This window comes from Achromobacter sp. GbtcB20, from assembly GCF_019091095.1.
GTDB lineage: Bacteria > Pseudomonadota > Gammaproteobacteria > Burkholderiales > Burkholderiaceae_B > Achromobacter > Achromobacter mucicolens.
The window spans coordinates 19136-43565 of the sequence record NZ_JAGXJZ010000024.1 but is presented as its reverse complement, the minus strand read 5'-3'; the positions used below and the strand labels follow the sequence as shown (position 1 = coordinate 43565).

Genomic DNA, 24430 nt, shown 5'->3' with positions numbered 1-24430 from the left:
GCGTTCACGCGCGGCCGCGCCTGAACGCCACCGGCAGCGCCATGAAGAACAGAATCACAAAGAGCGCCAGGCTCCACAGGGCATATTCAATGCCCAGCACCGGCACCTTGGCGTCCATGCAGGTGGCGTAGATGCCGAACAGCGACGGGATGGCGCTTTCCAGGCCGATGCCGGTCATGAAACGATCGGCAAAGGTCTGGTCGCACGAGAGCATGTTGGCGGCCACGGTGTACTGGTACCAGGCGGCCACGATGCCCGACAGCGACAGCAGGGCGGCCAGAAAGCCGCAGATCCGCGTCAGGGCGCGTCCGCCGCCAAAGCCGCCCACCAGGGCGACGACGCCGATCACCAGGTAAATCAGGCGCTGCAACACGCACCAGGCGCAGGGCGGCATGTCGAAGACGTGCTGGGAAACGAGGGCGATGCCCACGGCGCCGAAGGAGAAGAGGGCGATCAGGCGGAGCAGGCGTTCTGAGCGAGAGGTCATTGTTGCGTTGGAATGGGTTAAACGAGGCCGGCGTGGCGGCCGGCCATGCTTAGGCCTTCGGGACGGGAATTGGTTGCATCACCTGGGTCAGCACGCCCAAAAGGAGTTCCCGGGCGCCCTCCCAGAAGATCTGCACCCCCAGGCACAGCATGATGAAGGCCGACAACCGCATGAAGACAGCGGTGCCATTGTCGCCCAGGCGGTGCAGCATCTGGGCCGCAAAGCGCAGGCAGACATACAGCGTGAGCGAAACGACGATGATGCCAGGAATGGAGCCGGCCAGGCGTACCAGGCTCAATGCGTGATTCTGGTCTCGTAGCGAGACCCCCACCGTGATGGCGGCCGCGATGGAGCCGGGACCGCAACTGATGGGAAAGGTTAGCGGATAGAACGCGCGGGCCTTGGCCATTTCGGGCGTGAACGATTCGGCCATGCGGGCGACGCGTTCGGTGTCGGCATCTGGCGAGTTCACCAGCCGCCAGGCGCTGGCGATCACCAGCATGCCCCCGCCCACGCGCACGATCGACAGCGAGATGCCAAAGAAGCTGAGAAGCACGTTGCCCGCCACCATGGCCACGATCAGCATCAGGCACACGTTGGTGGCGACCCGCTTGGCCAGCACCACCCGCGTGGCGGACGAAGCGCCCTCGGTCAGCGAGAGGAAGATGGGGGCGATCGCGGGTGGGTTCAGAAACGGCAGCAGGGTGGCCAGCGCAAAGAAAAAGCTGCCACCGAAAACGCGCAGATAGTCATTGAGCTGCATGGGAGCAAGCATCGCCTGGCCGAAAACCCGGATTGTATGCGGTCCGGGCGGGGTCTGGCGATGCGGGCTCAGGCGGCGCGCTGCTGGGCCTCGCCGCCGGAAAGCGCGTCCAGGATGTCGCGTTCGAACTGCATCTGGCTGCGGGGGCGCGCCAGGGCGGACCCGTCCACGATGAACACGTCCTCGACGCGGTCGCCCAGCGTCATGATCTTGGCCATGAGCAGGTTGACCTCGTGGCGGGCAAAGACGCGCGCCAGGGCATGCAGCAGCCCCGGCCGGTCGGTCGCCGTGACGGACAGGCGCCACGATGTGCTGCGCTCGTCCGGCTGCAGTTCGGCTTGCGGCATGACCGGAAACACGCGAGACACGCGCGACTGCCGGCCGCGTCCGTACCATCCGCCGCGCCCGGGCTGGGCCTGCGCGGCTGCTTGCGGGTCCTTCAGCCGCTCGGCCAGTTCGTGCTCGACCAGCGTGGCCTGCGCCCGCAGGTCGCTGGCGCCTTCCGGCAGCAGCACGATAAAGCTGTCCAGCGCCCAGCCATGACGGGTCGTGTGGATGCGGGCGTCCTGAATGGACAGGGACTTGGCGTCGAAATAGCCGCAGATCGCCACGAACAGGTCGGGGGCATCGCGCGTGTAGACCATGATCTGCAGGCCTTCGCCTTGCTCGGTGGGGCGCGCCTTGACCACGGCCCGCGCGGGCTCGACCTGGTGGTACAGATGGCGCGTGTGCCAGGCGATGTCCGAGGCGTCGTGCCGCAGGAAGTACGCCACGTCCAGCTGATTCCAGAAGGCTTCGCGCGCGTCGTCGCGCAGACCGGCCAGGCGCGTCAGCCGCGCCGCTTCTTCCTTGCGTTCGGCCAGCACCGTATGGGCGTCGGCGTGGGCGCCGCCCAGCGCGGCCAGCGTCAGCTTGTACAGGTCTTCCAGCAGCTTGCCCTTCCAGGCGTTCCAGACCTTGGGGCTGGTGCCGCGGATGTCGGCCACCGTCAGCAGATAAAGCGCGGTCAGATGGCGTTCGTCCTTGACCGTCGCGGCAAACTCCTTCACCACGTCGGGATCGGACAGATCACGCTTTTGCGCCACCGCCGACATCAGCAGATGCTGGCGCACCAGGAACTCCACCAGCTTGGCGTCTTCGGGATCCATGCCGTGGTCGGCGGCAAACTTGCGCACCTCGCGCGCGCCCAATTCAGAATGGTCGCCGCCGCGGCCCTTGGCGATGTCGTGAAACAGCGCGGCCACGTACAGCAGCCAGTGACGGTCCAGGCCTGCGATCAGCTGGCTGGCCAACGGATATTCCTGCGCGTGCTCGGGCATGGTGAAACGGCGCAGGTTGCGCACCACCGCAAGCGTGTGCTGGTCCACCGTATAGGCATGGAAAAGATCGTGCTGCATCTGGCCCACGATGCGGCGGAACACCGGCAGGTAACGCGGCAGGATGTTCAGCATGGTCATGCGCCGCAATTCGTGGACGATGCCGCGCGGCTGCTGCAGGATCTGCAGGAACAGCTTGCGGTTGACCGGATTGCGGCGGAACTGCGCGTCGATGCGGTGTCGCGAATGCCAGATGGCGCGCAGCGTGCGGGCAGACATGCCCGTCAGCTCGGGGTGCTGCTGCATCACCAAAAAGGCGCGCAGGAGCAGGGTGGGATTGCGCTCGAAGCCGTCGTCCCGAATGATGTCCAGGCGGTCGCGCAGGTTGCGGAAATCGTCGTCGATGTCGCGCGCGTCGCTGTCGGGGCGGGGAAACAGCCGCTCCTCGATGTTCTGCACCAGGATGCCGTTCAGCTGCGTCACCAGCCGTGCCGCCCAGTAGTAGCGCTGCATCAGCAGTTCGCTGCCGCGCCGCGTGGCAGTCGCATGGATGCCGTAGACCTCGGCCAGCGCGGGCTGCAGGTCGAACAGCACCCGGTCTTCGCGCCGGTTGGCCAGCAGGTGCAGTTCGATGCGCAGGCGCTTGAAGGCTTGCTCGGCCTTGCGCAGGTCGCGCGCCTCGGACGAGGTCAGCAGACCCGCCTGCGCCACCGACCGCCAGTTGTTGCCAAACCCGGCGGCCCGGGCCATCCACAGGATGACCTGCAGATCGCGCAGCCCGCCGGGCGATTCCTTGCAATTGGGTTCCAGCGCGTAGGGCGTGTCGTGGTAGCGCCCGTGGCGCTGCTGCATTTCGACGCGCTTGGCCAGAAAGAAAGCTTGCGGATCGAGCCGCGACTTGGTGGCCGCGTCGAACTTGCGCATCAGCACGCGGCTGCCGGCCAGCCAGCGGGATTCCAGCAGGGCGGTTTCCACGGTGATGTCGGCGTCCGCCTCGCGTTCGCAGTCCTCGATGGTGCGCACGCTGTGGCCCGGCTCCAGTCCCAGATCCCACAGCGACGCCACCAGCTTTTCGATCGCGCTTTCCTCGTCGGGCGTCGGCGCATGCGGCAGCAGGATCAGCAGATCGACGTCGGAGTGGGGGTAGAGCTCGCCGCGGCCATAGCCGCCCACGGCCGCCAGCGTGGCGCCGACCGGCAGCGGGCAATGCTTGACCAGATCCCGCAGGGCGGCATCCACGATGCGCCGCAGTTCGGTCAGCAGGATATCGGGGCGTTCGTGTTCCCGGAACTGGGCCACCGCGGCCCGCCGGGATTCCTGAATGCGTTCGCGCAGCTGGGTAAGGATTTCGGCGGTCATGGATGGCTGCGGTGCTTCAGACGGCGGGGATGACGATGGGTTCGGTGATGAACGCGGGCGGCTGGGGCATGCCGGGCGACAGGGTCAGGACCTCGTAGCCGGTCTCCGTCACGCAGACGGCGTGTTCCCATTGCGCGGACAGGCTGTGGTCGCGCGTGACCACGGTCCAGCCGTCGGCCAGTTGGCGGATCTCGCGGCGCCCGGCGTTGATCATCGGCTCGATCGTGAACAGCATGCCGGTCACCAGCTTTACGCCCGTGCCGGGCTTGCCGTAGTGCAGGACCTGGGGATCTTCGTGAAAGCGCTGTCCGATGCCGTGGCCGCAAAATTCGCGCACCACCGAAAAGCCGTTGGACTCGGCGTGCTTCTGGATGGCGTTGCCGATGTCGCCCAGGGTGGCGCCGTTCCTGACCTGCTGGATGCCCTTCCACATGCACTCGAACGTGATGTCGGACAGGCGCCGGGACAAAATGGACTGTTCGCCCACCGCGTACATCCGGCTCGTGTCGCCGAACCAGCCATCCTTGATGATGGTGACGTCGATGTTCAATGAGTCCCCATTTTTCAGCACCTTGTCGCCCGGGATGCCATGGCACACCTGGTGATTCACGGAGGTACAGATGGCGCCGGGGAAGGGCGGGTAGCCGGGGGGCGCGTAGCCGACCGTGGCGGACTTCACCTTCAGTTCGTCGGTCAGGTACTCCAGGCAGAGGCGGTCGAGTTCGCCGGTGGTAACGCCCGGTTTGACGTGCGGCGTGATGAAATCGAGAACTTTGGCGGCGTCCTGGCAGGCGGCGCGCATCTTGGCCAGGTCGGCCGGATCAGTGATTGTGCCCATGGAAAGCTTGCGATATGTCGCTTGAATGTCTGCTTGAAAGAATAGTAGAATTATAGGCTTCCCTAAAAATTTGGGGAGCAATCGGGTTACCGGCAAGAAGGGTCTGCACCGCCAGTGCCATGGCAAGAGCTTCGGCAAAAGCCAACGCTCAGGCAGTCTGACCCCCAGCCAAACCCGGCGGGTGCTGGCCTTTGGGTTCAGGGCACACCCGGCAGGATTATTCGGTCATGCGCGGTTCTTCATAAGATCACGCGGCAGGCCCTGAAGTTTCACCGCAAGCGAAGGTTGTGGAGCGAATTCGGGCAAGCCGCAGGGTGTTGGGAAGCAGTCGGGCGTCGATCGGGATCCAGCCGGATGCGTTCGGGGCATGAATGCCGCCGCCAGCTGGGCGCGGTGTGCTTGCAAGCCCGGAAGTGTTTTCGAGCGGCGATGCAGGTTCGGTATGGGCGCTGGATTAAGTTCTTGGAAATGCGCTGAAAAGCGCACCCTGAAAAGGGCATTCCTGAAAAGGATCCTGAAGAACTGCCACAGCGGCCTGATGCGCGGGCTGGCCTAGCGGCCAGGTTTGCGAAGAACTGGATTTCGCCGCCAACAAAACAATTCCGGGTGCGTCTCGAAGAAACTTCCAGGAGTCTCCTGGAGTGTCGGAAAGACGCAATGCAAGAATCTTGTGGTGGCGGCCGTCTGGGTTTATCGCGGCAGCGTAGTAGAAGTCGTTAAAGGCGAGCCGCTACAGGCAACGCGCCTGGAGCGTCGTAGTTATTGCGGCAGTGATCGGCCGGCCCGGTTAAAATCTTTGTCATCCCGCGTTTTGCGGGAAATCGCGCGCAACACCACCCAGGGTGTCAGCAAGATGCTGATGCAGGTGCGGCGCAAGAAACCAACCCTTGGAGAATTAAATGTCTTTGATGCGCGAAATGCTGGAAGCGGGTGTCCACTTTGGTCACCAAACCCGTTACTGGAACCCCAAGATGGCTCAGTACATCTTCGGTCACCGCAACAAGATTCACATCATCAACCTCGAAAAGACGGTTGATAAGTACCAGGAAGCCACCAAGTTCGTGAAGCAGTTGGCTGCTCGCGGCGGCAACATCCTGTTCGTCGGCACGAAGCGCGCCGCTCGCGAGCTGGTCGCTGCTGAAGCCGCCCGTTGCGGCATGCCCTACGTCGACGCCCGCTGGCTCGGCGGCATGCTGACCAACTTCAAGACGGTCAAGACCTCGGTCAAGCGCCTGAAGGACATGGAAGCCGTGGTCGCCGAAGGCGGCGCCGAGCGCATGATCAAGAAGGAAGGCCTGCTGTTCCAACGCGAACTGGACAAGCTGAACAAGTCGATCGGCGGCATCAAGGACATGAACGGTCTGCCCGATGCCATGTTCGTGATCGATGTCGGCTACCACAAGATCGCCATCGCCGAAGCCAAGACCCTGGGCATCCCCGTGGTCGCCGTGGTTGACACCAACCACTCGCCCGAAGGCATCGACTACGTGATCCCCGGCAACGACGACTCGGCCAAGGCCATCGCGCTGTACGCCAAGGGCATCGCCGACGCCGTCCTGGAAGGCCGCGAGCAAAACCTGAACGGTCTGGTCGAAGAGCTGGGCGAAGGTCAGGAAGAGTTCGTCGAAGTGCAAGACAACCAGGCCTAAGCCTGTTGTCATGTCCGGCGGGTAAGGTCTGGAAGCGGCGCCGCATCTGGTCCGCTTTCGCCCCGCCGGCGCTGCGAAGCTGGGCTCCCATCTTCCAGGCCCGCCACGTGCGGGCGTCTCATCGAATCAAATCACAGCCCCGGCCCGCCGGGGCGTGTCTTAGCAAAATTTGGAGCAAACATGGCTGAAATTACCGCTGCCCTGGTCAAGGAACTGCGCGAAAAGACTGACGCGCCCATGATGGAATGCAAGAAGGCCCTGACGGAAGCTGAAGGCGACCTGGCCCGCGCTGAAGAAATCCTGCGCGTCAAGCTGGGCAACAAGGCCAGCAAGGCCGCCGCCCGCGTCACCGCCGAAGGCCTGATCGGTCTGTTCATCTCCGCCGACGCCAAGAAGGGCGCCGTCATCGAAATCAACTGCGAAACCGACTTCGTCGCCAAGAACGACGACTTCGTCGGCTTCGTGAACAAGCTGGCTGAGCTGGTCGCCACGCAGAACCCGGCCGACGTGGCCGCGCTGTCGGCGCTGCCCTTCGGTGAAGGCACCGTCGAAACCACCCGTACCGCCCTGATCGGCAAGATCGGCGAAAACATCTCGATCCGCCGCTTCGAGCGCATCGAGACCGCCAACTCGCTGGCCAGCTACGTGCACGGCGGCAAGATCGGCGTGCTGGTCGAATACACCGGCGCCGAGGAAGTGGGCAAGGACCTGGCGATGCACATCGCCGCCACCAAGCCCAAGGCCCTGAACGCCGACGGCGTGAACCCTGCCGACATCGCCGCCGAGCGCTCGGTTGCCGAGCAGAAGGCCGCCGAATCCGGCAAGCCGGCCGACATCGTCGCCAAGATGGTCGAAGGCTCGGTCGTGAAGTTCCTGAAGGAAGTGACGCTGCTGTCGCAGCCGTTCGTCAAGAGCGACAAGCACACGGTCGAACAGCACCTGAAGGAAAAGGGCGCATCGATCAGCAAGTTCGTGCTGTTCGTCGTCGGCGAAGGTATCGAGAAGAAGACCAGCGACTTTGCCGCTGAGGTTGCCGCCGCCGCCGCTGGCGCCGCCTGACCTCTAGGTAGTGCTTAAAGGCCGGCGCTAGATTAAATTCTAGTCCGGCCTTTTTCGCCGCATGGGCCCCCAAAGGCAGACGCCGATGGGGCAGCCAACCCGCCAGGCGGGCGCGGTGCTGGGGGTCAACCCCATTCTTGTCTTACACTTTCGTCGGATTGTTCTTCGGGATATCACCTATGAGCAGCAGGGCATACAAACGGGTTCTTCTCAAACTTTCCGGCGAGGCGCTGATGGGCGACGATGCATTTGGCATCAATCGCTCCACCATCGTCCGTATGACCGATGAGATCGCTGAAGTCGCCGCCGCAGGCGTCGAATTGGCCATCGTCATCGGCGGAGGCAACATCTTCCGTGGCGTCGCCCCGGGTGCGCAGGGCATGGACCGCGCCACCGCCGACTACATGGGCATGATGGCCACCATCATGAACGCGCTTGCGCTGCAAGACGCGCTCAAGCACAAGGGTATCGACACCCGGGTACAATCCGCGCTGAATATCGATCAAGTCGTCGAGCCCTACATCCGGCCCAAGGCCTTGCGTTACCTCGAAGAGGGCAAGGTCGTGATCTTCGCCGCGGGTACCGGCAATCCCTTCTTCACCACCGACACGGCTGCGGCACTGCGCGGCGCCGAGATCGGCGCGGAGATCGTGCTGAAGGCCACCAAGGTGGATGGCATCTACAGTGCGGATCCCAACAAGGATCCCACCGCGACGCGTTACGCGCGCATCAGCTTCGACGAGGCGATCGTTCGCCGCCTTGAAGTCATGGACGCCACCGCCTTCGCGTTGTGCCGCGACCAGAAATTGCCGATCAAGGTGTTTTCGATCAATAAGTCCGGCGCGCTCAAGCGAGTCGTGAGCGGCGAGGACGAAGGCACGTTGGTACACGTTTAAAGAAAAGGAAATTCCATGAGCGCAGCAGAAATCCGCAAATCCGCCGAAGCCAGGATGGCCAAGTCGCTTGATACGCTCAAGACCAACCTGGCCAAGATCCGCACGGGCCGCGCCCACACCGGCATTCTGGACCACGTGCAGGTCGAATACTACGGCTCGCCCGTGCCGGTCGGCCAAGTCGCCAACGTGAACCTGGTCGATGCCCGCACCATCAGCCTGCAGCCGTACGAAAAACACATGGCCGGCCCGATCGAAAAGGCCATCCGTGAGTCGGACCTGGGCCTGAACTCCATCTCGATGGGCGACACGATCCGCGTTCCGATGCCCGCGCTGACCGAAGAACGCCGCCGCGACCTGACCAAGGTCGTGCGCAGCGAAGGCGAAGACGCCAAGATCGCGGTGCGTAACCTGCGCCGTGAGGCCAACGAAGCGCTCAAGAAGCTGGTCAAGGACAAGGAAATCTCCGAGGACGACGAACGCCGTTCGCAGGACGACGTCCAGAAGCTGACGGATCGCGCCGTCGCCGACATCGACAAGATGGTCGTCCAGAAAGAAGCCGAAATCATGACCGTATAATCCCAACACGCCACGCGGCGCCGCTTTGTCGGCCCGCGTGGCGTCAGGATTTCGTTGCACATGCGCCGTCCTGTCCATTGCCTCGCGGTACTTCCTCGTAGCGATGGAAACGACGGCGCAGGTTTTTTCCCGTATTCGTGTCTTTCGCCGGTCCGCCGCGCGCAGCCCCCAAACTAATGGCAACAAGTTCGACTCAGGCGGTTCCCGATATCCGCGACATCCCCGAGCACGTCGCTATCATCATGGATGGCAACGGCCGCTGGGCGACGCGGCGTCTGCTGCCTCGCACGGCCGGGCACGCCAAAGGCGTGCAGGCCGTCCGCCGCGTGGTCGAGGCGTGCGGTCGCGCGGGTGTGCGCTACCTGACGCTGTTTGCGTTCAGTTCCGAGAACTGGCGCCGTCCGGCCGAAGAAGTCTCGCTCCTGATGCGCCTGTTCGTGCAGGCGCTCGAGCGCGAGGTCGGCAAGCTGCAAGAGCAGGGCGTGCGCCTGCACGTCATCGGCGACCTGAGCGCCTTCGAACCGCGCCTGCGCGAGCTGATCGCCGCTGCGCAAGAGCGCACCGCGCATAACGACCGGCTGCACCTGACCGTCGCCGCCAACTACGGCGGCCGTTGGGACATCCTGCAAGCCACCCGCGCCATGCTGGCGGCCGAGCCCGACCTGGCCGCGCACCCAGAACGGGTGGACGAGGAGCGTCTTTCCCGGCACCTTTCCATGGCATGGGCCCCCGAGCCCGACCTGTTCATCCGCACCGGCGGTGAGCAGCGCATTTCCAATTTCCTGATCTGGCAGATGGCGTACGCGGAGTTCTACTTCACGGACCGCTACTGGCCGGATTTCGGCGCCAATGAACTCATGGCCGCCTTTGATTGGTACCGCACGCGCGAGCGCCGCTTCGGCCGCACCAGCGCACAAGTCAGCGAAGCGGCTGCAAAGTAAGCTGAACGCGACGCGCGCGTCTTTCCAGGCTGCACAAGAGGAGACCGTCACATGCTGGGCCAGCGTATCGTTACCGCCGTCGTTTTGTTGGCCATTCTGGCCGCCGCCATGGCGAGCGCCAATCCCTGGTGGTTCGTCGCGCTGCTGGCCCTTGCGGCCGCGTGCGCCAACTGGGAGTGGTTGCGCCTGACGCTGCCGCAACCGCCTTCCCCCCTCATCTCCATCGGTGTCGCCGTCCTGCTGTTCGCTGGCATGCTGGTGCTGACGTCCGCGTGGCTGGCGGGTGACCGGACCGGCGCGGGCGATCCCGGCTGGGTGCTGCGCTACCTGGTGCCGGCCGTGTCCGCCGTCTGGCTGTTTGCCGGCGTGGCCGCCGTGGTGCGCGGGCGCGCCGACGCGCCGCCGGCCAGTCTGGCGTGGTCGGTCTTCTCCGTCCCGGCCGCGTTTGCCGCTTGGGCGGTGCTGGCGCAGATGTACGTGGCGCGCGGCGCCGTGTTCGTCGTGTCGCTGCTGGCCCTCGTCTGGGTGGCCGATATTGCCGCTTACTTTGCCGGCCGGGCCTTCGGCAAGCGTAAACTGGCTCCGCGAGTGAGTCCGGGCAAGACCATCGAAGGCGCCATTGCTGGCGTCCTGGGCGCGGTGGTGTGGATCGGGCTGTCCAGCCTGTGGGACGGCACCTTCGGTCACGCCCTGGTGGAACGCTGGACTTTCTGGCTCGCTCTGCCGATCGCCGCGGTGCTGGGCGTGCTGTCCATTGTGGGAGACCTGTTCGAGTCGCTGCTCAAGCGCCGCGCGGGCCGCAAGGATTCCAGCACACTCTTGCCTGGCCATGGCGGCGTCTATGACCGGATCGATGCGATTCTTCCCGTCGCGCCGTTCGCGCTACTTTTGTCTGGAGTCTTGTTTTGACGGCTTTTCAACGTGTCGTCGTGCTGGGATCGACCGGTTCGATTGGTGAAAGCACGCTGGACGTGATTGCCCGCCACCCGCAGCGGATGGCGGTTTACGCGCTTTCGGCCCACAGCCGGATGCAACGGCTGGCCGAGCAGGCGCTGGCCAGCCGGGCCGCGGTCGTCGTGGTGCCCGACGCCGCCGCCCGCCAGAAATTCATCGATGCCTGGACGGGCGGGCAAGCCATGCCCGAAATCCGCGTGGGCGCACAGGCGCTGGCCGACACCGCCGCGGATTCGCAGTGCGACACCGTGATGGCCGCCATCGTGGGCGCCGCAGGCCTGCCTTCGGCGCTTGCCGCCGCGCGTGCTGGCAAGCGCGTGCTGCTCGCCAACAAAGAGGCGCTGGTCGCCGCCGGCACGCTTTTCATGCAGGCCATCCGCGACAACGGCGCCGAATTGCTGCCCATCGACAGCGAACACAACGCCATCTTCCAATGTCTGCCGCACCAAGGCCGTGCCGATGCGCCACAGCAGCCGGCCAAGGGCGTGCGCCGTTTGCTGCTGACTGCCTCGGGTGGGCCTTTCCGCGGCCGCGACCTGGAAGACCTGCACGACATCACCCCCGAACAGGCCTGCGCCCACCCCAACTGGAGCATGGGCCGCAAGATCTCTGTCGATTCGGCCACGATGCTGAACAAGGGGCTTGAGGTCATCGAAGCGCACTGGTTGTTCGCGATGCCGGCCGATCGGATCGACGTGGTCGTGCACCCGCAGAGCGTCGTGCATTCGATGGTCGAGTACGACGACGGTTCGGTGCTCGCGCAGCTGGGCCAGCCCGACATGCGCACGCCCATCGCGTACGGCCTTGGCTTTCCCGACCGCATCGAGAGCGGCGTAAGCCCGCTGGATTTGACCCGGCATGGCCGCTTGGACTTCGAAAAGCCGGATCTGACCCGCTTTCCGTGCCTGGCGCATTCCTTTGCCGCGATGCGGGCGGGGCAGGGCGCCTGCGTGGTGCTCAATGCGGCCAACGAGGTGGCGGTTGACGCATTTTTGGACGGGCGGCTGGCCTACACCTGGATTCCGCGGGTCATCGAGGCTGCGCTCGAGTGGCAGGCGCGGCAAGCATCTGTTACGCTCAGCAGTCTTGACGACGTACTTGCGCTTGACGCCGAGGCGCGCGCCTTTGCGGGCAACCTCGGACTGGCCTGATGGCGGGCCGCGATTGCCTCTGCGTTTGCCTCTGATTTCCTAGATTCCGACCCCATGCTTTTCACCTTGCTGGCCTTTGCGGTAGCGCTCGGCTCACTGATCATTTTCCATGAGCTCGGGCACTATTGGGTTGCCCGCCTTTGCGGTGTGAAGGTCCTGCGTTTCTCGGTGGGCTTTGGCAAGGTCATCCTGCGCCGCACCGACCGGCACGGCACCGAATGGGCGGTATCCGCGCTGCCGCTGGGCGGCTACGTCAAGATGCTGGACGATGCGCCGCCTGGGGCCTCGCCGGCCGTGGCGGCTTCCGCCTTCAACACCAAGCCTGTGGGCCAGCGCATCGCCATCGTGGCCGCTGGCCCCATCTTCAATCTGATCCTCGCGGTGTTCCTGTATGCGTGCCTGAACATGGCCGGCACCGAGGAGCCCGTCGCCATCATCGCGCCGCCCGCGGCCGAGACCCCCGCAGCGCGGGCTGGCCTGTTGGCCGGCGACCGCATCCTGGCCATCGATGGCCAGGAGGTCGCCTCGTGGTCCGACGCCCGCTGGCGTCTGATGGACGTCATGTCCACCGGCGGGCGCGCCAGCATCGAGGTCAGCACGCCGTCCGGCGCCGTCCAGCGGCGCGAACTCGATCTTCCCCCCAACACGATGGACCCGGCCGAGGGCGACCCGCTTGCCGCGGCCGGCGTGCGTCTGGCCCAGCCCAAGCCCGCCGTGCGCGCGGTGATCGACGGCGGAGAAGGGCAGGCCGCCGGCCTGCGCGCGGGTGACCTGGTCGTGGCCGTCAATGGCCAGCCGGCGCCCGACACCGGCGCGCTCGTCAAGCAGATCCAGGAAAGCGCCGGCAAGCCGCTCGCCCTGACCGTGGTCCGGGATGGTGCCAACGTCACCCTGAATGTCACGCCTCGCCCTGAAGTCGTCAACGGCCAGGAAATCGGCCGATTGGGCGTGCAACTGGGCGGCAACGTGCCGATGGTGACCGTGCGCTATGGCGTCTTCGACAGCCTCTGGCGCGGCGCCGTCCGCACCTGGGACACCGCCTGGTTTTCGCTGCGCATGATGGGCCGCATGGTGACGGGCGACGTGTCGTGGCGCAATGTAAGCGGTCCGGTCACCATTGCGGACTACGCCGGCCAGACCGCCCGGATCGGAATTGTTGCGTATATCGCCTATATCGCATTGATCAGTATCAGCCTGGGCGTTTTAAATTTGCTCCCCATTCCTATGCTGGATGGTGGCCATCTGCTGTACTATCTCGTCGAAATTGTGCGGGGTAGCCCCCCGCCCGCAAGATGGATCGACATCGGACAACGCGCCGGCATAGGCATATTGGCAAGCCTGATGGGGCTTGCGCTGTTCAACGATTTCACGCGTTTGTTCACTTGAACGCCATTTAGCATAAAATCCCCCGCCATTTGCACGACCGAGGATACTCAAGGATGTCTTTTCGCCGGATGTTTCAACACAAAAAGGGTGTACTGCCGGGTCTCGTAGCCGCGCTGATGTTGCCGGCCTTGGCCCACGCCTTCGAACCCTTTGTCGTGCGGGATATCCGCGTGGAGGGTATTCAACGAACCGACGCCGGCACCGTCTTTGGTTATCTGCCTGTCAAGGTCGGCGAGAAATTCACCGAAGAAGAAGCCACCGAAGCCATCCGCCGTTTGTATGGCACGGGCTTTTTCACCGACGTTCAGATCCAGACGGACAATAATGTCGTCGTCGTGGTCGTTCAAGAACGTCCCACCATCGCGTCCGTTAACTTCAACGGCATGCGCGAATTCGATTCCAAGGCCATCACCACCTCGCTGGCGCAGGTCGGTTTTGCGGAAGGCCGCATTTTCGACCGCTCCATGCTCGAGCGCGCCGAATACGAATTGAAGCAGCAGTATCTGTCCAAGGGCAAATACGGCGTCGAAGTCACTTCCACCGTCACGCCGCTGCCGCGTAACCGCGTCGGCGTCAGCTTCGACGTGTTCGAAGGCTCGGTTGCGCGCATCCAGGAAATCCGTTTCGTCGGCAACAAGGCCTTTTCCGAAAGCGACCTGCTGGACGAATTCAAGCTGACCACCCCCGGCTGGCTGACCTGGTACACCGATACCGATAAATACTCGCGCGAAAAGCTCGAGGGCGACCTCGAACGCCTGCGCTCGTTCTACCTGGACAAGGGTTACCTGGAGTTCTCGGTCGAGCCGCCGCAGGTCACCATTTCGCCGGATCGCCAGGACATCCGCATCACGATCACCGTCCACGAAGGCGAGCCCTACAAGGTGCGCAGCGTCAAGCTGGCCGGCAACCTGCTGGGCCTGGACAAGGAAATCAACGACCTGGTGCAGATCAAGGCAGGCGAGACCTTCTCGGCCGCCAAGACTAATGATTCCGCCAAGGCGATCACCGACTACCTGGGTGAGCTGGGCTACGCGTTCGCCAACGTCAACCCGAACCCGCAACTGGACCGCGCCAAGCACGAAGCCGACCTGACGTTCTACGTCGACCCGAGCCGCCGCGTCTACGTGCGCCGCATCCAGATCGGCGGCAACACCCGTACCCGCGACGAAGTCGTGCGCCGCGAAATGCGCCAGCAGGAAGCCGCCTGGTACGACGCCGGCGACATCAAGACCTCGCGCGATCGCGTCGACCGTCTGGGTTACTTCAGCGACGTCAACGTCAAGACCGAGCCGGTCCCGGGCTCCCCTGACCAGGTCGACGTCAACGTCGACGTGAAGGAAAAGCCCACCGGCATGATCAACCTGGGCGTGGGCTACGGCTCGTCCGAAAAGGCCATTCTGTCGGCCGGTATCAGCGAAGACAACGTCTTCGGCAGCGGCACCAACCTGACGCTGCAACTGAACACCAGCAAGACGAACCGCGCCGTGGTGCTGTCGCATACCGATCCGTACTGGACCAAGGACGGCATCAGCCGCACCACGTCGGCGTACTACCGCGTGACCGAGCCCTGGAACAACAACGACGGTGACTACCGCGTCAAGGCCTTGGGCCTGGGCATGAACTTCGGTATCCCGATCTCGGAGTACGACCGCATCTTCCTGGGCGGCAACTTCGAACGCAACCAGATCGACCTGTACAACAACTCGCCGGCGGCCTACGAAAGTTTCGTTGACCAGTATGGCGATGCGACGAACTCGGTGATCCTGAGCGCCGGCTGGTCCAAGGACACGCGTGACAGCGCGCTGGCGCCGACCAAGGGTTCGTACACGCGCCTGAAGGCCGACGTGTCGACCATCGATCTGCAATACACGATGCTGACGGCGCAACAGCAGTATTACGTGCCGCTGGGCGGCTCGTACACCCTGGCGCTGAACGGCATGGTCGATTGGGGCCAGAGCTACGGCAGCAAGGATTACCCGGTCATCAAGAACGTCTATGCCGGCGGTATCGGCACCGTCCGCGGCTACGAAGGCTCGTCGCTGGGTCCGCGCGACGTCAAGACGGGCGATTACCTGGGCGGCACGCGCCGCATCGTGGCCAACGCCCAGCTGTACCTGCCATTCCCGGGCGCCTCGAAGGATCGCACCCTGCGCTGGTTCATCTTCAGCGACGCCGGTCAGGTGTCGGCGGGCAGCGGCCTGTCCTGCACCCGTGGCCGCGACAACACCGAGGTCGAGGATCCGTGCGGCTGGCGTTTCTCGGCCGGTATCGGCCTGTCTTGGCAATCGCCGATGGGCCCGCTGCAGCTGTCGTATGCGCGACCGCTTAATTCCAAGCCGGGCGACGACAAGCAAAGCTTCCAGTTCCAGATCGGAACGGGATTCTAAGCGAGGCGTTACTCTTGAAAACAAGGGCGCGGCCCCCTGGTCCAGCGTCCTTGCTGTTTAGTGGCACAATACACACTTTGGCTTTGCCTTACTGGAAGGTGAGATTTTCATGATGTCTGATTTCGCACTTAAATCATCGAAGACGCTGGGCGCCAAGCGCCGTGGCAAGCTGGGCGGCTCCATTGCCCTGGTGGGTGCGCTCATTCTCGGTTCGGCTGCCGCGATCCCCGCGCAAGCGCAAGGCACCAAGATCGGTTTCGTCAATACCGAACGCATCCTGCGCGAATCGGGTCCGGCCAAGACTGCCCAAAGCAAGATCGAAGCCGAATTCAAGAAGCGCGACGACGAACTCCAGCGCCTGAACAACAGCCTGCGCTCGCAAGCCGAGAAGTTCGACAAGGACGCCCCCGTCCTGTCGGAATCCGACCGCGTCAAGCGCCAGCGCGAACTGGCCAACCTGGACACCGACCTGCAGCGCAAGCGCCGCGAGTTCCAGGAAGACTTCAACCGCCGCCGCAACGAAGAATTCTCGGGCATCGTGTCCAAGGCCAATGACGCCATCAAGCGCATTGCCGAACAGGAAAACTACGACCTGATCATCCAGGACGCGGTGACGGTCAACCCGCGCATCGACATCACCGACAAGGTGATCCAGAGCCTGGGCAAGTAAAGCGATACCCGTCTAGTCATGCCGGTTTTACTGGATCTTGCCCGCGCGCCGACACTTGAAGCATTGTTGAGCGCCGCCAATACCCAGGGTATGGACTGGCGTATCAGTGCGGTTCCCGGCGCAGACCCCATGCGGGTCTGCGGCATCGGGACCCTGTCTTCGGCCGGCCCCCAGGAAATCACTTTCCTGTCCAATCCCCGTTACCAAAGCCAGCTTGGCGCAACCGGAGCGGGGGCGGTCATCGTCTCCACCGACGTCGCCGAGGCGCTCGAAGCCCAGGGCAGCGACCGCCCGCCATTTGCGCTGGTCGTCTGCAAGCATCCCTATCTGCTCTACGCGCGCGTCGCGCAGTGGTTCGACACTGCCCGCAGACCCGCCTTGCCCGCTGAAACCCATCCCTCCGCCGTGGTTGCGCCCGACGCGATCATCGAAGAAGGCGTGCGTATCGGCCCGAACTGCGTCGTCGAAGCCGGCGTGCGTATCGGACGGGGCACGGTGCTGGGTCCGGGTTGCGTCATCGGCGCCGGATCGTCCATCGGGCCCGATGGCCGGCTGCATGCCAACGTCACGCTGTACGAAGGCGTCAAGATCGGCGCCCGAGTCATCCTGCACAGCGGTTCGGTGCTGGGGGCCGATGGTTTCGGCTTCGCGCCGGATCCTTCGCTGGGCAAGGGCGCCTGGGGCAAGATCCCGCAGTTCGGCGGCGTTTCGCTGGGCGATGACGTCGAAATCGGCGCCAACACCACCGTCGACCGCGGCGCCCTTGAAGACACCGTCCTGGCGGACGGCGTGAAGCTCGACAACCAGATCATGATCGGCCACAACTGCCGCATCGGCGCACATACCGCGATGGCGGCCTGCGTGGGTGTGGCGGGCTCGACCACCATCGGCGAGCGCTGCACCATCGGCGGCGCCGCGATGCTCTCGGGGCATCTGGTGCTGGGCGACGACGTGCATATCTCGGGCGGCACGGCAGTGACGTCCAATATTTCCAAGCCTGGCCGCTACACCGGGGTCTTCCCGTACGCGGAGCATGGCGAATGGCAGCGCAACGCCGCCGTGATACAACAGTTGGCGCAATTGCGCCGCCGCGTGCGCACGCTGGAAAAGGACTAGGGCGCGTTCGCCGCCCTGGCGCGCCCGCGCCGCCACATTATTTAATTTCGCAGGAACGCATAGAAAAATGGAACTCGACATCAAGGGGATCATGGAGAGGCTGCCGCATCGCTACCCGATGCTGCTGATTGACCGTGTCGTGGAAATGGTGCCTGGCAAGTCCATCGTCGCCATCAAGAACGTCTCGATCAACGAGCCGTTTTTCAACGGTCATTTTCCTCACCATCCGGTGATGCCGGGCGTGCTCATCGTCGAAGCCATGGCCCAGGCCTCGGCGCTGTTCTCGTTCACGGACGAGAACGGCGGCCTCAAGTGTGAAGGCGCCAAGACCGCCTATTACCTGGTCGGCATCGACGGCGCGCGCTTTCGCCGCCCCGTCGTCCCGGGTGACCAGCTGCGCATCGAGGTCGAAGCGGAACGCCTGAGCCGCAGCATCTGTAAGTATCAAGCACGCGCGACGGTCGACGGCCAGGAAGTGGCTTCCGCCAAGCTGATGTGCGCGATTCGCAGCCTGGAAGAGTAAATGGCAGGAAACATCCATCCCACCGCTGTTGTCGATCCGGCGGCAAAAATCGACCCGACCGTGGTCATCGGCCCGTTCGCAGTGGTGGGGCCTGATGTGACCATCGGTGCGGGCACCGAAATCGGCCCGTACTGCATGATCGACGGTGTGACCACCATCGGTCGCGACAACCGCTTCTATCGTTATTGCTCCATTGGCGGCATGCCGCAGGACAAGAAGTACGCGGGCGAGCCCACGCGCCTGACGATCGGCGACCGCAACACGGTGCGCGAATTCGTCACGCTGAATACCGGCACGACGCAGGATGGCGGTGAAACAACGCTGGGCAACGACAACTGGATCATGGCCTACGTTCACGTGGCCCATGACTGCCACATCGGCAGCAACACGATCCTGGCCAATTCGGTGCAGCTTGGCGGCCACGTGCACGTGGGCGACTGGGCGATCATCGGCGGCCTGACCGGGGTGCACCAGTTCTCGCGCGTGGGTGCGCACACCATGACGGGCGGCAACAGCTCCCTCATGCAGGACACCCCGCCTTTTGTGCTGGCGGCCGGCAACCCGTGCCGTCCGGTGGGCATCAACGTCGAAGGCCTGAAACGCCGCGGTTTTTCCGCGGCCTCGATTTCGGCTCTTCGCGAAGCCTACAAGATCATCTACCGCCGGGGCCTGCCCCTGGACGCGGCGCGCGCCGAACTGCGCGAGCGCCAGCAATCTATCCCTGAGGCCGCGGAGCATCTGCAGACGCTGCTGGACTTCCTGGACGTCGCCTCCCGCGGCATCATCCGCCCATGAGCGCTCGGATCGGCATGGTGGCCGGCGAGCCTTCGGGCGACCTGCTGGCCGGACGCATCATTGCCGGTCTGCAAGCGCGCGACAGCGGCGTGCGCTGCGAGGGCATCGGCGGACCGCAGATGCAGGCGCGAGACTTCGACGCCTGGCATCCGATGCACGCGCTGACCGTGTTTGGCTACGTGGACGCGCTCAAGCGCCTGCCGAGCCTGCTGGCCACCTACCGCGACGTCAAGCGCCGCTGGCTCGCCGAGCCGCCGTCCGTCTTCGTGGGCATCGACGCACCCGACTTCAATCTGCGGCTGGAGCACCAGCTGCGCCAGGCGGGCACGCCGACGGTGCATTTCGTCGGCCCCTCGATCTGGGCCTGGCGCTACGAGCGCATTCACAAGATCCGCGAATCGGTCTCGCACATGCTGGTGCTGTTTCCGTTCGAGGAAGAGATCTACCGCAAGGAACGCATACCGGTGACGTACGTGGGCCATCCGCTGGCCGGCGCCGTGCCGATGCAGCCGGACCGCGCGGCGGCCCGCGCGCGCCTGGGCATCGATCAAGACGCCCGTGTGCTGGCGATCCTGCCCGGCAGCCGGTCCTCGGAGATCCGTCTGCTCGCGCCGCGCTTTCTGCAGGCGGCCCAGCAACTGCTGAAGAAGGATCCGGCTCTGCAGTGCATCGTGCCCATGGTCAATGACCAGCGGCGGGCCGAGTTCCTGGAAATCCTGGCCCAGTACCCCGTGCCCGGTCTGCGCTGCGTCACCGCGCACGATCTGCACGGCGAGGGCGGGGACCGCAAGGCGCCGGTGGCCTGGTCCGTCATGGAAGCCGCCACGGCCGTCCTGGTCGCAAGCGGCACCGCCACGCTGGAGACGGCGCTGTTCAAACGGCCCATGGTCATCTCATATGTCCTGTCGCCCTGGATGCGGCGGATCATGGCGTGGAAGTCTGGTCAGCAGCGCCCGTACCTGCCCTGGGTGGGCCTGCCCAACGTGCTGCTTCGCGACTTCGTCGTTCCCGAGCTTTTGCAGGATGACGCGACGCCCGATAAACTGGCCGAAGCGACCTGGCAGGCGTTGACCGACGACGCCCTGATTGCCCGCGTGGAGGCCCGTTTTACCGCCATGCACCAAGACCTGTTACGCGATACGCCGGCGCTGGCCGCGCAGGCGATCCTGGAGGTGGCCGATGGAGCAGCCTGAGCTTTTCGTGGCGCCGGAGCAGCCCGCGCTGCTGACCGCCGGCGTCGACGAGGCGGGCCGCGGCCCGCTAGCTGGCGAGGTCTACGCGGCGGCGGTCATTCTGGATCCGTCACGCTTCATTGACGGCCTGGCCGACTCCAAGGTCCTCACCGCCGTGCGCCGCGAGGAACTGGCGCTGCAGATCAAGGAACAGGCGCTTGCCTGGTGCATCGCCAGCGCCACGGTCGCGGAAATCGACAGCCTGAACATCCTGCGCGCCACCATGCTGGCGATGCAGCGCGCGGTGCAGGGCCTGGCCACCGTGCCGCAACTGGCGCTGGTCGACGGCAATCAGGCGCCCAAACTGCGCTGCACCGTGCAGACCGTCATCAAGGGCGATGCGCTGGTGCCGGCGATCTCGGCCGCCTCCATCCTTGCCAAGACCGCGCGCGACGCCGACCTGCTTCGCCTGCACGCCCTGTATCCGCAATACGCGTTCGACCAGCACAAGGGCTACGGCACGGCGCTGCATCTGCAACGGCTGCGCGAGCACGGTCCGTGCGCCGAACACCGGCGCAGCTTCGCGCCCATCAAGGCCTTCGGCCTGGTTTCATGAAGCACATCAGTTCCCGGGACAACCCGGCGGTCAAGGCGCTGGTCAAGTTGGCCGGCACCGCGGGTAAGCGTGGCGCCCCCGTGCTGCTCGATGGCGTGCACCTTTGCCAGGCATGGTTGCAGCACCACGGCGCGCCGGATCGGGCGATTTTCGACGTGGACCGCCTTTCCCAGCCGGACATCGCGGCGCTCGCCGCGGCCGTGCCGGACAACGTCAGCCTCGCGCTGGACGCGCGCCTGATGCACGCCGTGGCCGCCGTCGAAAGCGGGCAGGGCGTCGCCTTCCTGGTCACGCCACCGGTGCCCGCGCTGCCTGAACAGGTGGATGAAACCTGCGTGCTGTTCGACCGCATCCAGGACCCTGGCAATGTGGGCACTTTGCTGCGCACGTGCGCCGCGGCCGGCATCAAGCGGGTGTTTCTTGCCACGGGCTCGGCGGCGGCCTGGTCTCCCAAAGTGCTTCGCAGCGGCCAGGGCGCGCATTTTGCCCTGGATATCCACGAGCATGTCGATCTCCAGGCCTTGCTGCCGCGCTTGCGTGTGCCACTGGTGGCGACGGCGCTGGACGGCTCGCGCGACCTTTACGCGGACCGCCTGCCTGAGCGGTGCGCATGGGTGTTCGGGCACGAGGGCCAGGGTGTGGCGCCCGCGCTGCTGGCCGCTGCCAGCCTGAAGGTCCGCATAGACCACGACGCCGCCGCCGTCGAGTCGCTGAATGTCGGCGCCGCCGCAGCGATCTGCCTGTTCGAGCAGCGCCGCCAGGCGACCCAGCGCCATCCCGGCTGAGCCGGCGCGGGATCCCCCCGTTTTTCCACCGATTGATAGGTGCATCTGCCCCCTATACTGCCGCGCTTGTGCAACGTGGGCGGCGCACTGACGCGGCCCGCATTTCGAGCCCGGGGAGGGGACACGTGAAACACTGGATCAAACTGAGCCTGGCCGCGCTGGGCGCCGCAAGCGTGCTGGCGGGCTGCGCGGGCCCCCGGTATGGCGACGTGGCGGCCAAGATCTCCGCGCTGGAACCGGGCGAAGGGCGGATCTATTTCTACCAGCCCAAGACATCCAACGGCGACAAGGTGCCGCATCCGGCCATCCTGGTCGACAACGCCCGCGTCGGCAAGTCCAAATCAGGCCACTTCTTTTTCGTGGACCGGTCGGCCGGGACGCTCGAAGTGATCACGGCAACGGACCGCAAGGAACGCAAGGACCCGCTGGTCGTGCCGCTAGCGGCAGGGCAGACGCAATACGTCCGGGTGGACGTCGCGGGGGGCAAGCAAGTGCTGCGCCTGGAGCAGTCGCCCGACGCCGCGCAGCAAGCGCTTGCCGACTTGCGATATTGGGGCGCGGGCCGGCGCGAGCGCGAAGCGCTGCGCTATTGAGCGCGGATACGTTTTGTAGATTTCTGACGCACCCCTATACTTACGCACTTCATTCGTTGCCGGGGGTATCCATGGTGTCGTCGGAAGTTTCAAAAATCGCGGGCGCGGCTCGCCTGAGCAAGTTTGCCGTGTTGGCCGTCGCAGGCATGCTCTCCTTGAGCGCGTGCATGTCCGTGTCGACACAGCGGGCGAACCTGGTGCCCGTGGCGCCGGCGGACCCGGTCAACGTGATCCAGCTGTCGCGCTTGGTCACCGCCCAGCTTCCCAATGACAGCATTGCGAATCTGCCGGCGGCGTCGCAATGGCAGCGCGTGGGCGCCTTGCCGCAAGGCGACGTCTACCGGTCGCTTGGCGGCCTGTTCACGGTCCAGACGCGGCGCCAGGGGGAGGCCTATCTCGTGGCGTCCTCGGGAAAGCTCGTTGGCTTTTACCTGCCTGGTGAAATGGCCTATCTGCCATTGAACCGTCCTGTCACCCTGCCTGTGGAAATGCGTCAATGAAAATCTGGCTGAAATTGGCGGCGACGGCCGCGACGGTGGTTGCGCTGGCCGGGTGCGCTGGTCCGCAATACCAATCCTTGCAGGGGCGCATGCCGCCAATCGCGCAAGGCGAAGGGCGCATCTACTTCTACCAGCCGCAGGCGCAGGCGTCAGCCGCCGCGGTGGCGCAGCAAAAGCTGCGCGTGAACGGCGATGTCGTAGGGCGCAACAAGCCGGGCAGCTTCTTTTTCGTGGACCGCCCGGCAGGCAGTTATGTCGTGACCAACCTGTATTGGACGGGCGACGGCGTGAGTTTCAAGCTTGATCCGGGTCAGACGCGCTATGTGCGCATCAAGGCCGAATCGCTGGGCAGCACGGGCACGGTGGGCAAGCTGTCCATGGAAATGGTCGATCCGCCCGAACTCGCTGAAACCGAGCTCTTGAAGATGCGCTACTGGGGCGCGGCTTCGCCCGAGCAGGCTCCGGGCTTGCGTTAGACCCGAACCGAAGAGAAATCCATGCAGAGCAGTTTGAAGATGATGGCCGCCGCCGCGCTGGGCGCCGCCTTGTTGGCCGGTTGCGGCGGCCCCCGCTACCAGGACGTGGCGGGCACCATTCCCGTCATGGTCCCGGATACGGGCCGCATCTATTTCTACCAGCCGGCGGCGCCGATTGGCGTGGTGTCGAATCAACCGTATCTGCGCGTCAATGGCGTGAAGGTCGGCCGGTCCAAGCCGGGCAGCTTCTTCTACGTGAACCGTCCGGCGGGCAAGTACGAGATCGATACGTTGCGCGATGGCGAGACCCTGACGTTCGACCTGGCGCCGGGACAGACGCGGTACGTGCGCCTGAGCATCGAGGGCGCAACCGGAAATGCCGCCAGCGTGGGGCGGCAGGACATGCGCCTGGAGGAATCCGAAAAGATTGCCCAACAGGAGATGTCGCCGCTGAAGTACTGGGGCGCGGGATCGCGAGAGCGCGTCAAGCTGCGTCCCTGAATATTCGCAGTGAACATTCGCCGGCTGAAATCGCCGGCCAATCAAGGGCGCGCGTGAACGCGCCCTTTTTCTTTATCCGCGATCCAGTCCGACTTCCTGCAAGACGGTGGTTGCGATCTCTTCGATCGATTTCGTCGTGCTGGACAGCCACGAAATGCCCTCGCGGCGCATCATGCGCTCGGCTTCCGCCACTTCGTAGCGGCATTGCTCAAGTTGCGCGTAGCGGCTGTTGGGGCGGCGCTCGTTGCGCACTTCGGCCAGGCGCTCGGGCTGGATCGACAGGCCGAACAGCTTGCCCCGGTGCGGCGCGATGGTCGAGGGCAGGGTGCCGCGTTCGAAATCGTCGGGCGTGAGCGGGAAATTCGCGGCCTTGATGGCGTATTGCATGGCCAGGTACAGACTGGTGGGCGTCTTGCCGCAGCGCGAGACCCCGACGAGGATCACGTCGGCCTGATCGAGCTGGTTCACGAACTGGCCGTCGTCATGCGCCAGGCTGAAGTTGATGGCGTCGATACGGTTCCGGTACTTTTCCGAGTTGGCCTGCATGTGCGAGCGGCCGATGGAGTGGCTGGATTTCAGGCCCAGCGCCTGTTCGATGTGGCTGACGAACGTGCCAAACAGATCCAGGAAGATGCCGTTCGCCTGGCGAACACGTGCCAGGATTTCAGGGTTGACCAGGGTACTGAAAACGATGGGCGGCACGCCCGCGTCCTGGGCGCTGCGATCGATCCGCATGGCGACTTCCGCGGCCTTTTCAAGCGTGTCCACGAAGGGCAGGCGGATGGGCTTGAAATTGACCTCCTCGAACTGCGAAAGTACTGACTGGCTGAAGGTTTCCGCGGTGATGCCGGTACTGTCGGAAACGATGTATACCGTGCGTACGATAGGGGTAGATGTCATGTGTAAAAAATTCCAACCAGG

The 24430-nt window shown here is 64.6% G+C and carries 25 protein-coding genes; 20 read left to right on the top strand and 5 right to left on the bottom strand.

Going from position 1 to position 24430, the window contains the following annotated elements; all coding sequences use genetic code 11:
• Window positions 1-4: 4 nt before the first annotated feature.
• From KVT32_RS23975 to map, 4 genes are all read right to left on the bottom strand, one after another.
• Entirely contained in the window at window positions 5-487 is a 483-nt protein-coding gene (locus KVT32_RS23975; RefSeq protein ID WP_152384190.1) for a disulfide bond formation protein B, read from the bottom strand.
• 49 nt (window positions 488-536) lie between these two features.
• Window positions 537-1250 (bottom strand): MarC family protein, encoded by a 714-nt coding sequence (locus KVT32_RS23970; protein WP_056316742.1) that lies wholly within the window; start codon window positions 1248-1250, stop codon window positions 537-539.
• A gap of 68 nt (window positions 1251-1318) precedes the next feature.
• Entirely contained in the window at window positions 1319-3925 is a 2607-nt protein-coding gene (locus KVT32_RS23965) for a [protein-PII] uridylyltransferase (protein ID WP_217618916.1), read from the bottom strand.
• Between the two features lie 16 nt (window positions 3926-3941).
• Window positions 3942-4763, bottom strand: a complete 822-nt coding sequence (gene map, locus KVT32_RS23960; protein WP_142055691.1) for a type I methionyl aminopeptidase — start codon at window positions 4761-4763, stop codon at window positions 3942-3944.
• Between the two features lie 899 nt (window positions 4764-5662).
• Between map and rpsB the strand changes: the two genes are divergently transcribed.
• The 20 genes from rpsB to KVT32_RS23860 all read left to right on the top strand — a co-directional run bounded on the left by rpsB (window position 5663) and on the right by KVT32_RS23860 (window position 23509).
• Window positions 5663-6412, top strand: a complete 750-nt coding sequence (rpsB, locus tag KVT32_RS23955) for a 30S ribosomal protein S2 (RefSeq protein ID WP_063952311.1) — start codon at window positions 5663-5665, stop codon at window positions 6410-6412.
• Between the two features lie 180 nt (window positions 6413-6592).
• Complete coding sequence (gene tsf / locus KVT32_RS23950) at window positions 6593-7471, top strand: translation elongation factor Ts (protein WP_056316754.1); 879 nt, start codon at window positions 6593-6595, stop codon at window positions 7469-7471.
• A gap of 179 nt (window positions 7472-7650) precedes the next feature.
• The gene (gene pyrH, locus KVT32_RS23945) at window positions 7651-8367 is read left to right on the top strand and encodes a UMP kinase (RefSeq protein ID WP_056316757.1); all 717 of its coding nucleotides are present in this window, start codon (window positions 7651-7653) and stop codon (window positions 8365-8367) included.
• A 15-nt stretch (window positions 8368-8382) separates the two neighbouring features.
• Window positions 8383-8943, top strand: coding sequence for a ribosome recycling factor (frr, locus tag KVT32_RS23940; RefSeq protein ID WP_217618915.1), 561 nt, complete (start codon window positions 8383-8385; stop codon window positions 8941-8943).
• Window positions 8944-9119: 176 nt separating this feature from the next.
• Entirely contained in the window at window positions 9120-9884 is a 765-nt protein-coding gene (gene uppS, locus KVT32_RS23935) for a polyprenyl diphosphate synthase (protein ID WP_056316763.1), read from the top strand.
• Between the two features lie 51 nt (window positions 9885-9935).
• Window positions 9936-10793 (top strand): phosphatidate cytidylyltransferase, encoded by an 858-nt coding sequence (locus KVT32_RS23930; protein ID WP_056316764.1) that lies wholly within the window; start codon window positions 9936-9938, stop codon window positions 10791-10793.
• Window positions 10790-11989: a 1-deoxy-D-xylulose-5-phosphate reductoisomerase gene (locus KVT32_RS23925; protein ID WP_152384192.1), complete on the top strand. Its 1200-nt coding sequence runs from the start codon at window positions 10790-10792 to the stop codon at window positions 11987-11989. Before KVT32_RS23930 ends, KVT32_RS23925 begins: the two co-directional genes overlap by 4 nt.
• A 54-nt stretch (window positions 11990-12043) precedes the next feature.
• Complete coding sequence (rseP, locus tag KVT32_RS23920; protein WP_142055686.1) at window positions 12044-13375, top strand: RIP metalloprotease RseP; 1332 nt, start codon at window positions 12044-12046, stop codon at window positions 13373-13375.
• A 53-nt stretch (window positions 13376-13428) separates the two neighbouring features.
• Window positions 13429-15762 (top strand): outer membrane protein assembly factor BamA, encoded by a 2334-nt coding sequence (bamA, locus tag KVT32_RS23915; RefSeq protein ID WP_056316774.1) that lies wholly within the window; start codon window positions 13429-13431, stop codon window positions 15760-15762.
• A 109-nt stretch (window positions 15763-15871) separates the two neighbouring features.
• Window positions 15872-16432, top strand: coding sequence for an OmpH family outer membrane protein (locus KVT32_RS23910; protein WP_056316777.1), 561 nt, complete (start codon window positions 15872-15874; stop codon window positions 16430-16432).
• A gap of 18 nt (window positions 16433-16450) precedes the next feature.
• The gene (gene lpxD, locus KVT32_RS23905) at window positions 16451-17548 is read left to right on the top strand and encodes a UDP-3-O-(3-hydroxymyristoyl)glucosamine N-acyltransferase (protein ID WP_056316781.1); all 1098 of its coding nucleotides are present in this window, start codon (window positions 16451-16453) and stop codon (window positions 17546-17548) included.
• Window positions 17549-17615: 67 nt separating this feature from the next.
• Complete coding sequence (gene fabZ, locus KVT32_RS23900) at window positions 17616-18071, top strand: 3-hydroxyacyl-ACP dehydratase FabZ (protein WP_006385190.1); 456 nt, start codon at window positions 17616-17618, stop codon at window positions 18069-18071.
• Complete coding sequence (gene lpxA, locus KVT32_RS23895; protein WP_152384193.1) at window positions 18072-18866, top strand: acyl-ACP--UDP-N-acetylglucosamine O-acyltransferase; 795 nt, start codon at window positions 18072-18074, stop codon at window positions 18864-18866.
• Entirely contained in the window at window positions 18863-20059 is a 1197-nt protein-coding gene (gene lpxB / locus KVT32_RS23890; protein ID WP_152384194.1) for a lipid-A-disaccharide synthase, read from the top strand. Before lpxA ends, lpxB begins: the two co-directional genes overlap by 4 nt.
• Window positions 20046-20654, top strand: coding sequence for a ribonuclease HII (rnhB, locus tag KVT32_RS23885; RefSeq protein WP_152384195.1), 609 nt, complete (start codon window positions 20046-20048; stop codon window positions 20652-20654). The genes lpxB and rnhB overlap by 14 nt, the downstream gene beginning before the upstream one ends.
• Window positions 20651-21439: an RNA methyltransferase gene (locus KVT32_RS23880; RefSeq protein ID WP_152384196.1), complete on the top strand. Its 789-nt coding sequence runs from the start codon at window positions 20651-20653 to the stop codon at window positions 21437-21439. Before rnhB ends, KVT32_RS23880 begins: the two co-directional genes overlap by 4 nt.
• A gap of 125 nt (window positions 21440-21564) precedes the next feature.
• Entirely contained in the window at window positions 21565-22032 is a 468-nt protein-coding gene (locus KVT32_RS23875) for a DUF2846 domain-containing protein (protein ID WP_152384197.1), read from the top strand.
• Between the two features lie 167 nt (window positions 22033-22199).
• Window positions 22200-22532 carry a hypothetical protein gene (locus KVT32_RS23870; RefSeq protein ID WP_226849033.1) on the top strand — a complete coding sequence of 111 codons (333 nt, stop codon included), beginning with the start codon at window positions 22200-22202 and terminating at the stop codon, window positions 22530-22532.
• The gene (locus KVT32_RS23865; RefSeq protein ID WP_152384198.1) at window positions 22529-23008 is read left to right on the top strand and encodes a DUF2846 domain-containing protein; all 480 of its coding nucleotides are present in this window, start codon (window positions 22529-22531) and stop codon (window positions 23006-23008) included. Before KVT32_RS23870 ends, KVT32_RS23865 begins: the two co-directional genes overlap by 4 nt.
• Window positions 23009-23029: 21 nt before the next feature.
• Window positions 23030-23509: a DUF2846 domain-containing protein gene (locus KVT32_RS23860; RefSeq protein ID WP_152384199.1), complete on the top strand. Its 480-nt coding sequence runs from the start codon at window positions 23030-23032 to the stop codon at window positions 23507-23509.
• Window positions 23510-23581: 72 nt separating this feature from the next.
• On the opposite strand, the gene KVT32_RS23855 is transcribed toward KVT32_RS23860, so the two are convergent.
• A complete protein-coding gene (locus tag KVT32_RS23855) occupies window positions 23582-24409 on the bottom strand; it encodes a pyruvate, water dikinase regulatory protein (RefSeq protein ID WP_056316802.1) in 828 nt (275 codons plus the stop codon).
• Window positions 24410-24430 lie beyond the last annotated feature (21 nt).